The 13,703-nt window shown below is 54.9% G+C and carries 12 protein-coding genes; 4 read left to right on the forward strand and 8 right to left on the reverse strand.

From position 1 onward, the window contains the following. Window positions 1-2: 2 nt before the first annotated feature. A complete protein-coding gene (locus ACEVJK_RS00305) occupies window positions 3-974 on the forward strand; it encodes a glycosyltransferase family 2 protein (RefSeq protein WP_186852087.1) in 972 nt (323 codons plus the stop codon). Next, on the forward strand, window positions 946-1,386 hold the full coding sequence (locus ACEVJK_RS00310; protein WP_147572150.1) for a GtrA family protein: 441 nt from the start codon (window positions 946-948) through the stop codon (window positions 1,384-1,386). The genes ACEVJK_RS00305 and ACEVJK_RS00310 overlap by 29 nt, the downstream gene beginning before the upstream one ends. A gap of 75 nt (window positions 1,387-1,461) precedes the next feature. On the opposite strand, the gene ACEVJK_RS00315 is transcribed toward ACEVJK_RS00310, so the two are convergent. The 3 genes from ACEVJK_RS00315 to ACEVJK_RS00325 all read right to left on the reverse strand — a co-directional run bounded on the left by ACEVJK_RS00315 (window position 1,462) and on the right by ACEVJK_RS00325 (window position 4,856). After that, window positions 1,462-2,172, reverse strand: coding sequence for a TIGR01906 family membrane protein (locus ACEVJK_RS00315; RefSeq protein ID WP_374739738.1), 711 nt, complete (start codon window positions 2,170-2,172; stop codon window positions 1,462-1,464). Window positions 2,173-2,565: 393 nt separating this feature from the next. After that, on the reverse strand, window positions 2,566-4,326 hold the full coding sequence (locus tag ACEVJK_RS00320; protein ID WP_374739739.1) for a carbon starvation protein A: 1,761 nt from the start codon (window positions 4,324-4,326) through the stop codon (window positions 2,566-2,568). Further along, a complete protein-coding gene (locus ACEVJK_RS00325) occupies window positions 4,323-4,856 on the reverse strand; it encodes a hypothetical protein (RefSeq protein WP_186852085.1) in 534 nt (177 codons plus the stop codon). Before ACEVJK_RS00325 ends, ACEVJK_RS00320 begins: the two co-directional genes overlap by 4 nt. 379 nt (window positions 4,857-5,235) lie before the next feature. On the opposite strand from ACEVJK_RS00325, the gene ACEVJK_RS00330 reads away from it, so the two are divergent. Together ACEVJK_RS00330 and ACEVJK_RS00335 are read left to right on the forward strand one after the other, a co-directional pair. After that, on the forward strand, window positions 5,236-7,272 hold the full coding sequence (locus ACEVJK_RS00330) for an LTA synthase family protein (protein WP_240287352.1): 2,037 nt from the start codon (window positions 5,236-5,238) through the stop codon (window positions 7,270-7,272). Between the two features lie 485 nt (window positions 7,273-7,757). Beyond that, window positions 7,758-8,393 carry a GyrI-like domain-containing protein gene (locus tag ACEVJK_RS00335; protein ID WP_147572145.1) on the forward strand — a complete coding sequence of 212 codons (636 nt, stop codon included), beginning with the start codon at window positions 7,758-7,760 and terminating at the stop codon, window positions 8,391-8,393. 282 nt (window positions 8,394-8,675) lie between these two features. On the opposite strand, the gene ACEVJK_RS00340 is transcribed toward ACEVJK_RS00335, so the two are convergent. The 5 genes from ACEVJK_RS00340 to ACEVJK_RS00360 all read right to left on the reverse strand — a co-directional run bounded on the left by ACEVJK_RS00340 (window position 8,676) and on the right by ACEVJK_RS00360 (window position 13,700). Next, entirely contained in the window at window positions 8,676-9,134 is a 459-nt protein-coding gene (locus ACEVJK_RS00340) for a helix-turn-helix domain-containing protein (RefSeq protein WP_374739740.1), read from the reverse strand. A 319-nt stretch (window positions 9,135-9,453) separates the two neighbouring features. After that, complete coding sequence (locus ACEVJK_RS00345) at window positions 9,454-10,605, reverse strand: PotD/PotF family extracellular solute-binding protein (RefSeq protein WP_243200896.1); 1,152 nt, start codon at window positions 10,603-10,605, stop codon at window positions 9,454-9,456. Window positions 10,606-10,676: 71 nt separating this feature from the next. Then, a complete protein-coding gene (locus ACEVJK_RS00350) occupies window positions 10,677-11,531 on the reverse strand; it encodes an ABC transporter permease (RefSeq protein WP_147572143.1) in 855 nt (284 codons plus the stop codon). After that, on the reverse strand, window positions 11,528-12,535 hold the full coding sequence (locus ACEVJK_RS00355) for an ABC transporter permease (protein ID WP_240287341.1): 1,008 nt from the start codon (window positions 12,533-12,535) through the stop codon (window positions 11,528-11,530). Before ACEVJK_RS00355 ends, ACEVJK_RS00350 begins: the two co-directional genes overlap by 4 nt. Continuing rightward, complete coding sequence (locus ACEVJK_RS00360; RefSeq protein ID WP_147572142.1) at window positions 12,522-13,700, reverse strand: ABC transporter ATP-binding protein; 1,179 nt, start codon at window positions 13,698-13,700, stop codon at window positions 12,522-12,524. The genes ACEVJK_RS00355 and ACEVJK_RS00360 overlap by 14 nt, the downstream gene beginning before the upstream one ends. Between the last annotated feature and the right edge of the window lie 3 nt (window positions 13,701-13,703).

Below are 13,703 nucleotides of genomic sequence, written 5' to 3' on the forward strand. Positions count from 1 at the left end.
AAATGGAAGACACCCTAAGATCCGGCCTGCTGTCCGTCGTTCTGCCCTCCTACAACGAGGAGGCCTCTATCCCACGGGCGGCGGACACCATTACCGCCATCCTGATAGATGCGGACATCCCCCATGAGTTAGTATTCGTGGACGACGGCTCCCGGGACCGCACCTGGACCGTCATTCAGGAACAGGCGGGCCGCCATCCCCAGGTCCGTGGGGTCCGCTTCTCCCGGAATTTCGGCAAAGAGGCCGCCATCTTCGCCGGTTTGGCCCAGGCCCGTGGAGACTGCACTTTAGTCATGGACTGTGATCTGCAGCACCCGCCAGAGAAGGCGGTGGAGATGTACCGCCTGTGGCAGGAGGGCTACCAGGTTGTGGAGGGGGTCAAGGCCAGTCGCGGCAAGGAAAACCCCTTGCATACCTTTGCGGCTAAAAGCTTTTACTCCATCATCAGCCGGGCTACGGGCATTGATATGTCCCGTGCCTCCGACTTCAAGCTGTTGGACCGCCGAGCGGTGGATACCCTGCTCGCTATGCGGGAGAAAAATGCCTTTTTCCGTGCCCTCTCCTCCTGGATCGGCTTTCAGACCACCCAAGTGGAGTTTGAGGTACAGCCTCGGTTGGAGGGCGAGTCCAAGTGGTCCATCCGCAGCCTGGTCCGATACGCCATCACCAACATCACCTCCTTCTCCGCCGCCCCCCTTCAACTGGTCACCCTGCTGGGCGTAGTGGTCTTTCTCTGCTCGGTGGTGCTGGGCATCCACTCTCTATGGCAGTGGGCCTCTGGCAACGCGCTGGAGGGCTTTACCACCATCATTTTGCTCCAGCTGTTCATCGGCAGCATCCTGATGATCTGTCTGGGCATCATCGGCTATTACATCGCCAAAATCTATGAGGAAATCAAGGACCGGCCACGGTATATCGTGGCCGAACGATGCGAGGGGGACCGGGATGAAGGAACTGCTAAAAAAGATATTTGATCCCACCTTCTTCCGTTTCATCCTGGTGGGGATTGTCAATACCCTGGTCGGCTATGGCGTCATGTTCGGGCTCTACAACCTAGCGGGACTCTACACCTGGGGCGAGGTGGGCGAGTGGGTCTCCTCCGCCGCTAACTATATTGTAGGCAGTGTAGTCAGCTTCTTTTTGAATAAGCACTTCACCTTCCGCAACCAGGAGAAAGGGGCTGGGGTCGTCCTTCGATTCGCGCTCAATATCACCGTCTGCTGGTTGCTGGCCTACGGTCTAGCCCAGCCTCTCATGGGCTGGCTGCTGGCCGGTATGGGTCTTAGCCCACAATGGGAAGGCAACCTTACCCTGCTAGCCGGCTCCGGTCTGTTTGTGATTTTGAATTACTTTGGTCAACGCTTTTTTGCCTTCCGGGCGAAATAAAAAATTGGTTTTTTCGGTACAGCCCCAGGACCGAAGATAAAAGGCGGTGTGTTCTTTATCAGAACACACCGCCTTTTATCCTTGACAGCCAGGACAGCCTCCCTGCCTACTCACTTCCTCTCGCCGCTTCTTCCGTATACTGGCGGCCCACAGGTCCGCCCCAATCAGGACGGCGCACCAGGTTAGCAGTAGAGTCAGCACCAAAACGGCACAGTTCCGGAAAAATTCCTGGGGCAAAATCAGGATAACCGGGTCCTCCCACCAGTTAAAAAGCCAGTTCTCTTTTCCTGGGAAAAACAGAGCATGGAACACCACAAAGGCCCGGTCAAAGTCCAAGGCCGCCAGTCCGCCCACCACCAGGAAGATAGCACCCAGCGCGGACGCGGCCCAGAATCCGGGACCTCGTCCAAGAAAACAATGGGGGCGAGCCTTTTTTCTCCTGCACCAGAAAAACAGGACCACAAGTCCGGCCAGGGACAGTACAAGTACCCACAGGTCCAGGAGGAACAGCCCCCTCACATCGGCAAAATGGCTGGCCCCGGAGGCTGAAAAGGGGAGCACGCCGGCGGCAAAGTTCGGACGCTGGCCCAGGCAGTAGTCCATCATCTGGTCAAACGCCTCTGTGATCTGCTCCCTGGTCAGGCCAGTATACTCCACCAGCCCCAGTGCGTCGATATGCGCGTAGTAAAATGGGCGGCATAGCAGAGGGGCGGCGATGGAGCCGCTAAGAACCGCCAGGGCGGTGAGGAGAGAAAGCAGCAGGGACAGCGGTTTACTGGTTTTCATAGTCATGACCTCGCAATACAGCATCTGGAAGTAGGGATAAGGCAAGCCGCACCTGACCGGTCAGGTCCCCCCCACACACATACCGACACCGGAAACGTGCTCCAGCCACCTGGGCGCTCCCCGGACTATCGATAATTTCCATACAAATATCACAGCACAAAAATCGTCGGCCCCAGAGGAAACAGGTGAAACCTCCTGTGGCATCCACATGTAGGAAATCTCCATAGGCCGCTGTCAGGACCAGCAGGAACACAGTAACCGAGCGCTGCGCTCCCTCACCGGCCGCTGACTCACCTTTTCCAGATTATCTTAATCATAACACAGTTGGTCCGGCACCGCAACAAAAAGCGGGCCCGGCGTACCGGGTCCGCTTTTGTCGTTCGGATGGAAAAATCAGGCGGCCCTCTTCTTGCCGAAGATGGTCTTGCAGCCCTCCACAGCCAGTACGATGGCCAGCACAAACAGGGCGGCACCCAAGATAGACTGAGCATAAGGAGCCCAGTCGAAATTGCCGGCCTTGTCCAGAGGCATACCGCCAGCGGCCATGATCTTACCAGCCTGGGTGGTGATAGTCTGGACCAAAGAAGTCAGAGTGACTACCAGCATGAAGGCCATGGGGATATAGAACATCTTGTTGTTGCGGCCGATGTTGCCCAGCCAGGCACACACAGTCAGCAGGGCCAGAGCGGCCAACAGCTGGTTGGCTGCGCCGAACAGGGGCCAGATCTTGGAGTAGCCAGTCATGCCCAGGCCAACGCCCAGCACCACGGTGATGACAGTGGCCACGAAGGGGTTGCACAGGATGGCCTTGAAGCCGGTGGCATCCTTATAGGTCTGGCCGGGCTCCAGCCAGAACTCCTGGAACATGTACCGTGCCAGACGGGTGGCGGTGTCCAGAGAGGTCAGGCAGAACACGGACACGGTCAGGACCAGCAGGGAACTGATGGTACTCTGGGCGCCAGCCAGGCCGGGGATGGAGGCGACCATGCGGGAGATGCCGGTAGCGAATACCTGTGTGGGAGTTACGATCTCGCCGGAGGCGTACTCGTTCCAGATGAAGGACACGGCGGACAGGGAGATCAGAGCCAGGGCGCACTCGATGAGCATACCGCCGTAGGCGATGGGCTTGGCGTCCCGCTCGTGGTCCAGCTGTTTAGCGGTGGTGCCGGAGCCCACCAGGGAGTGGAAGCCGGAGATGGCGCCGCAGGCGATGGTAACGAACAGAGCTGGGAAGACATAGCCCAGAGAGGTCCCGGTCGGGGCGATGGTGTCATACGCGCCGGTGAAGGCGGGCATATCCATATGAGCGGCGTCCGCGCCGGTGAGGCCGGCGCCGATCACGCCCACGGCCGCGATGACCATCATGGCGTACAGCAGGAAGGAGGACAGATAGTCACGAGGCTGGAGCAGAATCCACACGGGGGCCACGGAGGCGATCAGAATGTACACACCGATAATCCACATCCAAGCGGTGTTGGACAGGTAGATAGGGTGCCACTTCAGACCGATGGCCAGGCAGATCACGATACCGATGACGCCCACGATGGTAGCTACGGAGAGAGAAGCGCCCCGACGGTAGACGAAAAAGCCAAAAAGAATAGCCATAATAATGAACAGCAGGGAAATCATAGCCACAGAGGCATTCGTCCCGGAAGCGGCCACATCCACCACACCGTCTACATAGGTGGCCTGGAAAGTGCTGGCCACGATGGAGGCAAAGGCGGCCACCACGAGCACCAGGGTCAGGTAAGAGAAGGTCAGAAACAACTTTTTAGCTCGCTCACCGATGTTCAGTGCCACCACTTCGCCCAGGGACTGACCCTTGTGGCGGATGGAGGCGAACAGGGCGCCATAGTCATGGACAGCGCCGAAGAAGATACCTCCGATCAGAACCCACAGCACCACAGGAACCCAGCCAAAGACAGCGGCCTGGATGGGGCCGTTGATGGGGCCGGCGCCGGCGATGGAGGAAAAGTGGTGTCCCATCAGGACAGGGGCCTTGGCAGGGACATAGTCCATGCCGTCCTCCAGCTCATGAGCTGGGGTGACCTTGGAGTCATCAACACCCCACTGTTTGGCAAGCCAGCCGCCGTAGAAGATGTAGCCTACGATCAAAATAGCGATGCCAACGATAACAACTAACATTGCATTCATTGCGTTTTCTCCTCTCCTAAATGATATGCAGAGATGATACTCCCTGTCAGCCGCTTCAGATCTTTTTGAATCGCTCTTCCCGCGCGGTTGACAGTGATTTCTCCCGTGGACAGGTCCACGGCGGCTATTCTAAACTCCATCCATCCATGGAGCGATAGCTTGTATTCCCGGCGCTTCTTCAGCTTCCTCAGCTTGGCCAGGGCTTGGGGCTCGGCGCTGTCATATAGCGTCACCGCCGTCAGATAGGTATACATATGCTGTATATGGGGGTGCACACGGGGCTCTCCGTCCTCCAGCACCCGCTGAAAGATCTGGTCCACAGCCCCCTCATCCAGGTGGTCCACCGCACAGAGATAGAGATACTCATGGTTTTCCGCCGCCCACAGCTCCGCTTTTTTGACCAGAACATACTGGCTATCCCGCATATGATAGGCGCACAGCGCCTTGAGCGGAGTACCGTCTTCTATATCCTCAATATCGTAATAGGCGGCATAGGCCCGTTTCAAGCGGTCCAGCGCCAGTTGACTCATTCGGGACAAGGTATCCTCGCTTTCCAGCTCCCGCCCACAGACATAGTAAAACAGCCAGACTTACAAAGGACGGCTGTTTTGTGTGATCGCCCTGTTGAACACAGAGGCTCCCTGGTGTAAACCTGCGGGAATTATGAACAATCTATTAATATCATCGCTATCATATCAGATTGTAGAAAAATTTGCAAGTAGTATTTGCTATCTTCAGGTCAAAAAGCGCCTTATTTCTCTCCATATTTTATTCATATTGTACAATTTTTGAGCGGTTTTTTATCAGGGCATAAAATCTTAAATTTTTTCTCTCCGCCTTCCCTGCATTGACAGCCTAACGGGAATGGACTAGAATAAAAATACATTTCTTAGCCGGAGGATCTTAATCATGAACGGATCTGTTCCGCTTCGGGGCCTTCCTATCCCAGAGCGGTGGCGGAGGCTTGCCCTCCCTTCCCTGTTTTTCGCCGCGGTCATCTACTATGAAGAATTATTCTTGAAGCTGTACTGCTTTTACTCCCTGTCCCCTGTTGGAATGCTGTTCACCCTACTGTTCACTCTGCCTGTGGCCCTCCTCTTGGGACTCTTGTGCGGCGGCCTGCCCCCCCGCCAGGGCCGGGTCCTGTTACCTCTGCTCACGCTGCTCCTCTCCCTGTGGATCGGGGCCCAGGCCATCTACTATCACCTGTTCAAGACCTTTCTGACCATCTTCTCTCTCACCAAGATGGCGATGGTCGCCGGGGCCTTTGGCGATATGGCCACCATGGAGGTATTAGTCAACTGGTTCCCTGTGCTGATGATGGCCATTCCGGTGATTCTGTCCTTCCTCTTTCGCCAGCGGCTAGTCCCAGACCATCCTCCTCTGGTCCGGGGCCAGAGGAGACGATGGGCGGTCATGGCCGCCGCTATCCAGTTGGCCACCATGTGCATCGTGCTGCTGTGCAGCGGCGGCGCCATGTCCCTGCGGTATATCTACACCCAGGCCGCTGTCCCGGCTCTGGAAACGCAATATTTCGGCATGATGACCCAGACACAGTTGGAGATCCGCCGGGTCCTCTTTGGCATCGACCCAGACCAACCTGCCGACCCGGATATCTCCCAGGAGCCTGACGGCACAGAAGTGAACGGTTCCACGCCAAACCGCAGCGGCGACCATGTGATGGACCTCCCCTTTGACACTCTCATCCGGCAGGAAACGGATGCAGATATGCTGGCGATGCATCAGTGGTTCTCCCAGCGGGAACCCACGGCTAAAAACCAGTGGACCGGCTATTTTAAGGGTAAAAATCTGGTCTGGATCGTGGCAGAGGGCTTTTCCACCCTGGCCATGGATCCCCAGCGCACCCCCACTCTGTGGAAGCTGTCCCACCAGGGCTTTGTATTTGAGAACTTCTATACCCCCTTGTGGGGAGTATCCACCTCGGACGGTGAGTATGTTACCACTACCAGTCTGATCCCCAAGTCGGGTGTTTGGAGCTACTCCCAATCCTCGGACAACTATATGCCCTTCGCGCTGGGTACCCAATTCCGCAAGGAAGGCTACCGGACCATGGCCTTCCACGACTACCTCTACGACTACTACGACCGGAATCTATCCCACTCCAATATGGGCTATGAGTACTATGCCATCGATCAGGGGTTACGGGCGGAGGATGTGATTCCTGCCGACGATCTGGCTGCTGGGCGGATTTTTCCCCCTTCTGACGAGATGATGATGGATACCATTGTCCCCATGTTTGTGGATGAGGACCAGTTCATGGTCTACTGCCTGACAGTCAGCGGCCACCTGAATTATACGCTGGAGGAGAATATCATGTCTGCCCGCCACTGGGACGAGGTCAAGGACTTACCGTACAGCGACCCGGTCAAATGCTATCTTGCCAGCCAGATCGAGCTGGAGCTGGCTGTGGAGAGCCTGGTAGAGCAACTGGAGGCGGCGGGCAAACTGGAGGATACGGTCATTGTCCTGTCCGCCGACCACTACCCCTACGGCCTCACTGACGAGGAGTACAGCGAGTTGTTGGGCCACCCGGTGGACCCAATATTTGAGATCTATGAAAATACTTTGATCCTGTGGAGCGCCGACCTGGAGGAGCCGGTCTATGTGGACAAATACTGCTCCAGCCTGGACGTAATGCCAACCCTATCTAACCTCTTTGATTTGGAATATGACTCCAGATTGCTCATGGGGTCGGACATTTTGTCCGACAGCCCGGAGCTGGTGATTTTCGCCGATTACAGCTTTATCAACGAGCGGGGCTACTACAACTCCTCCGACGACTTGTTCACCCGCTGGGACGGCAGCGAAACCGATTTGGAGGCCCTGGTCCCCCTGGTCAATGAGGTACAAAATCGGGTGGCCTATTCCGCCTCCATTCTGGATACAGATTACTACCGTCTTCTCTTCCACGCCCCTACTGACTAAAGACGCCCCCTGGATAACCAGGGGGCGTCTTTCCTGTATATCAAACCCGCGGGCGGGGTATTTTTGGTCTGCCGCCCCGAGGCCGGCTGAGGGGCAGCAGTGAGCGGGCCGGTCCTTCTCCTGGCGTTCTGCCTGATAGAGAAGTCCGGGGGCCGGCGCAGTGGGGCGTCATCGGCCCAGACGGCCCATTGTCCGTCATTTCAAAGAATGGGTCAGCGGGTATCCACCCTTGACCTAATCTTAGGATACCATGTACACCCAGGGAATTTTTCACAGAACTGCAAATAATTCATGAACCTTCCATGAACAGGCCTATGGTACATTCCAGCAAGGTGTCCTGGATATCCATGGGTATCGCGGCAGCCGTTCTCTGATCCTGTTCCCCACCTTGAAGAGAGCCTAAAAATATTGTATAGTTACAAATATCCCATCATTGAAGCCCCACTGACCGGGGCACACACCAGTGGCATAAGGAGGACAACTATATGGCCTTTGATTTCAAAAAAGAATTCAAAGAATTTTATATGCCAAAGGACAGGCCGGAGATCGTAGAGGTCCCGTCCACCAACTACATCGCAGTGAGAGGCGAGGGAGATCCCAATGCAGAGGGCGGCGCGTACCAGCGGGCGATCAGTATCCTATATGCCGTTGCGTACACGTTAAAAATGAGCTACAAGAGCGATTATAAGATTGAGGGCTTTTTTGAGTATGTCGTTCCCCCACTGGAAGGGTTCTGGTGGCAGGGCGGTACAGCCGGGGCGGGCTATGGGCGTAAAGAGGACTTTCACTGGATCTCCGTCATTCGTCTGCCGGATTTTGTGACCAGAGAACACTTTGGCTGGGCAGTCCAAACTGCTGAGAAGAAGAAGCGGATAGACTGCTCATCGGCCGAATTCCTGACGATCCATGAGGGTCTGTGCGTCCAGATCATGCATCTTGGCCCATTTGACGAGGAGCCCAAGACCGTGGCTCTGATGGAGGAATATTTAGAAAAACATGGATATGTGACAGATCTCACAGCCGACCGCCTGCATCACGAGATCTATCTGTCCGACGCGAGAAAAGTGGCGCCTGAACGGTGGAAAACAGTGATCCGCCATCCCATCAAGAAAAAGGCATAAGTCTTTGTCAGTCCAATTTGAGGCCCTTCCCTCCAGGGAGGGGCCTCTTTATATTATTTTTTATGAAGCGTATATGCCACAACCGTACATATGATGATCCCAACGCTAAACGGAACGGCATACAGAAAGGCAACGCTGGCCGGCGCGCTGTAGCAGGAGTGCTCAATACCGCAAAGCATATCACGGTAATGATAGGCAACCACGAAACACATTATGTCAGATAGTACAATCGCGAGCGCCGTGAACAAATAACTCAACTTTTTCATATGCCTGCCCCCCAATTCATTTTTTTCGCAATATTAGTGCTAATCCTATAACCATCGAAAGCACGCAGAGAATGATAAGTATACCAGATCCGCTCAAAGTAACTGTTGAAGCAGCATTAAGCTGTTCCGCTGCGCTTGGACTCAAAACCATCATAGCTCCGAACAGGATCAGACAGATAGCACCCACCAAGCAAAGCCCTATGCCCACTTTCATTTCGATTGCTTTTGGATCTTTGTTTTTTTCCAGTTCCTGTGGCACTTCATTTGTCCCTTGAGTAAATGCCTCGTCTTTCACAAGTTCGTCAATAGTAATGCCAAAACACTCGCTCAACGCTAACAGTTTTTCTAATTCAGGCGTTGATATTCCACTCTCCCATTTGGAGATAGCCTGTCTTGAAACGCCTATTTTCTCCGCCAGCTGTTCCTGAGAAAGCCCGCTGTTCCGCCTGAACTGATAGATCCTTTCAGACAACATCTTCTTTCCCTCCCTATAAGCACTATACCGCCATTCCTAGTTACATACTATCAACTATGGTTGAAACTTCCGCAACCGGCGGTTGCGGAAGCAATTTTTTTCTTCTATAACAGATATCCTTATCCCGCACCGTAGTAAAGAAGTGAATATCAATAGTATACTCCCGATTCTTTTCCACTGCCAGAGGTATCTCTTCTCTAGCTGTCGGTATCCAACGACGGTCTCCCCCTGATCTTAATTGAGTCCTCCATCCCCTCTTAAGGTTTTTACCGGCCACATAAAAAGCCCGCTATCTCTTTTCAGAGATAGCGGGCCTGTTTCAGTTAATACCCAGTTGAGTCCAGAGCTCGTTGTACAGATTGCGGATATCGGGCGGGGTAACCAGATAGGCTTCGCACCGGTCCAACACCTCCTGGGGAGCGGCCATAATCTCATACAGCTCCATATCCAGAGGCTCGCCGTACTGCTCCTCGTACCAAGCGGGGTACTGCTCCAGCGCCTCGCTGTTGGGAGAGGCATACCAGATATAGTCCATGTTGGCCAGGTTGGCCTCGGTGGAGGCAATAAAATTGATCCATTCATGGGCCTCGTCCACATTCTGAGCGTTTTTCAGAATGCACATGGCGTCCACGAACCAGTTGGAACCCTCCTCAGGCACCACATAGGCCAAATCAGGGTTGTTCTCCCGCATGGTCAGGTAGTCGCCGGCGTAATAGGCGGTGATAGCGGCGTTGCCCCGCTCCATGGCCTGGAAGATCTCGTCCATATAGAATGCCTGATAGACGCCCTTGGCGTTGGCATCAGCCAGCAGCTGATAGGCCTCACGGATCTCACTCTCATCAGTGGTATTGACGGAGTAGCCCAGATAGTACAGCGCAATGCCCAGGGCGTCACGGGAGTTGCGGATCATCACCACATTGTCGGCGTACTTCTCATCGAACATAGAGCTCCAACTGGTAATGGGCTCGTCTACCATAGTGGTGTTATAGATGATGCCCAAAGTACCCCAGGTGTACGGTACGGTATACAGATTCTCTGGATCATAGGACAGATTCCGGAATCGTGGGTCGATCTTCTCAAAGTTGGGGATCTTGCTGTAGTCCAGCTCCTGAAGCATCCCCTCCTCAATCAGCTGAGAGATCATATAGTCAGAGGGGACGATAACATCATAGTTCGCTCCGCCCAGGGCCAGGGTAGAATACAGCGCCTCGTTGCTCTCGGCGGTCTGGTAGTTGACCTCGATGCCGGTCTTCTCCTCAAATTCATCGATCAGGCTTGTGTCGATATACTCACCCCAGCTGCACACATTGACGACCCGCTTTCCGGTGTTGGTGCCGCTGCTGTTGTTGCCCGCGCTGCCGGTACTGCCGCTCCCCGCGGTATCCCCTCCATTGTCCTCCATGGCGCATCCGGACAGGAACAGGCCCAGCGCCATGGTCATGGCGAGGGTCAAGGCTGCGATTTTTTTCAATTTATCATTCCTCCAGTAATTTTTAAGAATATATCTCCAGGCCGGCAGGCCCTGAGAACAAAATAGGGTGATTATCGTCTTTGCTTTCTGGCCTTCTCCAATCGGGCTTCCCTCACATTGTTGATAATGAGCAGGAGCAGCACCGTAGCAAAGAGCAGGGTGGAAATGGCGTTGATCTTAGGGGTAATCCGCTTCTTAGTCATGCCGTAAATAGTCATGGCCAAGGTGGACACTGAGGAGCCGGCAGTAAAGTAGGAGATGACGAAGTCATCCACGCTCATGGTGAAGGCGATGAGCGCGCCGGACACAATGCCCGGCTTGATTTCGGGCACCACGACCTTCCAGAACGCCTGCATCCAGGTGCAGCCCAGGTCCTGGGCCGCGTCGATGAGGTGGCCATCCATCTGCCTCAGCTTGGGCATGATGCACAGCACCACATGTGGGATATCAAAGCAGATATGGGCGATCAGTAAGGAGCCAAAGCCCATATACAGCCTGGGCGCGGTAAGCCGATGGGTCGTTTCCATCCATTCCACAAAGCCGTTCCAGGCGCCAAAGGCAGCCACAAAGAACAGACACAGCGCCACACCGGTGACGATGTCGGCGTTGATCATTGGGATGTTGTTGACCGTCACCAGAGGTTCCCGCCAACGCCGGCGCATATTGTAAAAACCGATGGAGGCAAAGGTGCCCACAACAGTAGATACCACTGTGGCGATCAGGGATACCGTCAGCGTGGTATATACGCTCTGCATAATGATCCGGTCCTTGAACAGCTCTTGATACCACTTTAGAGAAAAGCCCTGCCAGACCGCGTTACTATTTCCCTCGTTGAAGGAGAAGATGATAAGCAGAAAGATAGGGGCATACAGGAACAGAAACACCATGACCATAAAGGCACGGGAAGCGATACCATTTTTTCTCATAGCGTCACCGCCTGTTCTTCGCCCTCTCCAAAGCGATTCATAATCCACATACAGGTGACCACAATGACCATCATTACCAGGGAGATAGCCGAGCCCAGCCTCGGGTTGTAGGCGTTGCCCAGAAACTGCATCTCGATCAGGTCGCCCAGCATGATCTGGGTGCCGCCGCCCAGCATTTTGGAGATTGCAAAGGTGGAAACGGCCGGAACAAACACCATAGTAATGCCGGACAGCACACCTGGCAGGGACAGGGGCAGGGTAATCTTCCGGAATACCCGGGCAGAGCTGGCCCCCAAGTCCCTGGCTGCCTCCAGCAGAGAGTTGTCCAGCTTAAGCAGCACCGAATAGATGGGCAGGATCATAAAGGGCAGGTAGTTGTAAACCATGCCAAGCACCACAGCGCCCTGGGTGTTGAGCAGCTTAAAAAACTTCATATTGGTCGGCCGGGCTGCATCCAGCAGGAAATCGGCTGGCAGCAGCTCCCCGATCCCCGGCAGATCTTTCAGGGCCGGCAGCACCGTCGTGTTGATGGCCGCACAGACATCATTGAGCCAGCCATTCAATAAATTGCCCAGATCTATGATGCCCACCGCCTGGAAAAACTGGTTCAGAATGCCGCTGTTGTCCAGAATGGACATCCAGGCGTAGGTCCTCAGGAGGAAGTTCATCCACATGGGCAGCATAATGATGACCATGGCCATCTTCTGAAAGCCGGGGCCCTCCTTGGCCATGAAGTAGGCCAAGGGATAGCCGATGAGGACGCAGATAGCCGTGGCAATGATGGCCAGCTTGAAGGAGCGGGTAAAAACCACCGCGTAGGTGCCCATCCGGGCAAAATTATCCAGGGTAAACGCCTCTCTCCAGTTGCCCGCCGCGATCAATTCGGCGCTGTTCGCCGTGGTAAAGGCGTAGAACACCACCATAAAGATGGGGACAATGGTGAATACCGCCATCCACAACACATAGGGGGCGGCAAACAGGGAAAGCAGCTTATTCCTTTTCATCTCCGTCCTCCCCATCCGCCTCGTCCGGTTCCAGGGAGGCGTCGCCGATCTCCTCGTACTCCTCGGAGTAAGAGGAGTAGTCGCCAAACATCCCGGAGTATTGGCTCTTCTTCATAACGTGGATGCCATCGGGATCAATCTTGATGCCGATGCGGCTGCCCACGGGGGACAGGTCGGTAGTCTGGATCAGCCACTTGAAGCCATAGAAGTCTACGATGATGTCGTACTGCATTCCCTTGAAGGTCACGTTGGTGACCGTGCCCCTCAGCTGGCCCTGGTCCTCGGGGACGATATCCACGTCCTCGGGCCGGATGACCACATCCACCGCCTCGTCCTTCTCAAAGCCTCCGTCCAGGCACTGGAACCGCCGGTTGAAGATCTCCACCACTCCGTCCTCTCGCATGATGCCGTCGATGATATTGGACTCACCGATAAAGTCGGCCACAAAGGCATTTTTCGGCTCATTATAGATGTCCTCAGGAGTGCCGATTTGCTGGATCTTGCCGCCGTCCATGACCACTACAGTGTCGGACATGGCCAAGGCCTCCTCCTGGTCGTGGGTAACATAAATAAAGGTGATCTCCATAGCCTGCTGGATGCGCTTGAGCTCATTCTGCATATCCTTGCGCAGCTTCAGGTCCAGGGCGCCCAAGGGCTCGTCCAGCAGAAGCACCTTGGGCCGGTTCACCAGGGCCCGCGCAATGGCCACCCGCTGCTGCTGGCCGCCGGACAGCTGGCTGATGTGCCGCTTTTCAAAGCCCTTCAGGTTGACCACCTCCAGCATCTCCATGACACGCTGGTGGATCTCCTTTTCCGGCAGCTTGACTTTTTTCCCCTTATCATCCGCCTTCGGGATACGCAGGCCAAAGGCCACGTTCTCATATACGTTCAGGTGGGGAAACAGGGCATACTTCTGGAATACCGTGTTCACCGCCCGTTTATGGGGCGGAACAGCATTAATCCTCACACCGTCAAAAAAAACATCGCCAGAGGTGGGCGTCTGAAAACCACCAATGATTCTGAGTGTGGTGGTCTTGCCGCACCCGCTGGGACCCAGCAGTGTGAGGAATTCCTTGTCGTTGATATACAAATTGATTCCATCCAGCACCACTTCGCCGTCAAAGGACATGGTGCAGTTGGACAGACGGATCAGCTCCTTGGACATCTC

The sequence above is a fragment of the Flintibacter sp. P01028 genome, from assembly GCF_041925235.1.
Taxonomy (GTDB): domain Bacteria; phylum Bacillota; class Clostridia; order Oscillospirales; family Oscillospiraceae; genus Lawsonibacter; species Lawsonibacter aceti.

Excerpts from the sequence above, each read along its gene's own strand:
- ACEVJK_RS00305 (WP_186852087.1), top strand. The coding sequence starts at position 3 with ATGGAAGACACCCTAAGATCCGGCCTGCTGTCCGTCGTTCTGCCCTCC.
- ACEVJK_RS00310 (WP_147572150.1), top strand. The coding sequence starts at position 946 with ATGAAGGAACTGCTAAAAAAGATATTTGATCCCACCTTCTTCCGTTTC.
- ACEVJK_RS00315 (WP_374739738.1), bottom strand. The coding sequence starts at position 2,172 with ATGAAAACCAGTAAACCGCTGTCCCTGCTGCTTTCTCTCCTCACCGCC.
- ACEVJK_RS00320 (WP_374739739.1), bottom strand. The coding sequence starts at position 4,326 with ATGAATGCAATGTTAGTTGTTATCGTTGGCATCGCTATTTTGATCGTA.
- ACEVJK_RS00325 (WP_186852085.1), bottom strand. The coding sequence starts at position 4,856 with ATGAGTCAACTGGCGCTGGACCGCTTGAAACGGGCCTATGCCGCCTAT.
- ACEVJK_RS00330 (WP_240287352.1), top strand. The coding sequence starts at position 5,236 with ATGAACGGATCTGTTCCGCTTCGGGGCCTTCCTATCCCAGAGCGGTGG.
- ACEVJK_RS00335 (WP_147572145.1), top strand. The coding sequence starts at position 7,758 with ATGGCCTTTGATTTCAAAAAAGAATTCAAAGAATTTTATATGCCAAAG.
- ACEVJK_RS00340 (WP_374739740.1), bottom strand. The coding sequence starts at position 9,134 with ATGTTGTCTGAAAGGATCTATCAGTTCAGGCGGAACAGCGGGCTTTCT.
- ACEVJK_RS00350 (WP_147572143.1), bottom strand. The coding sequence starts at position 11,531 with ATGAGAAAAAATGGTATCGCTTCCCGTGCCTTTATGGTCATGGTGTTT.
- ACEVJK_RS00355 (WP_240287341.1), bottom strand. The coding sequence starts at position 12,535 with ATGAAAAGGAATAAGCTGCTTTCCCTGTTTGCCGCCCCCTATGTGTTG.
- ACEVJK_RS00360 (WP_147572142.1), bottom strand. The coding sequence starts at position 13,700 with ATGTCCAAGGAGCTGATCCGTCTGTCCAACTGCACCATGTCCTTTGAC.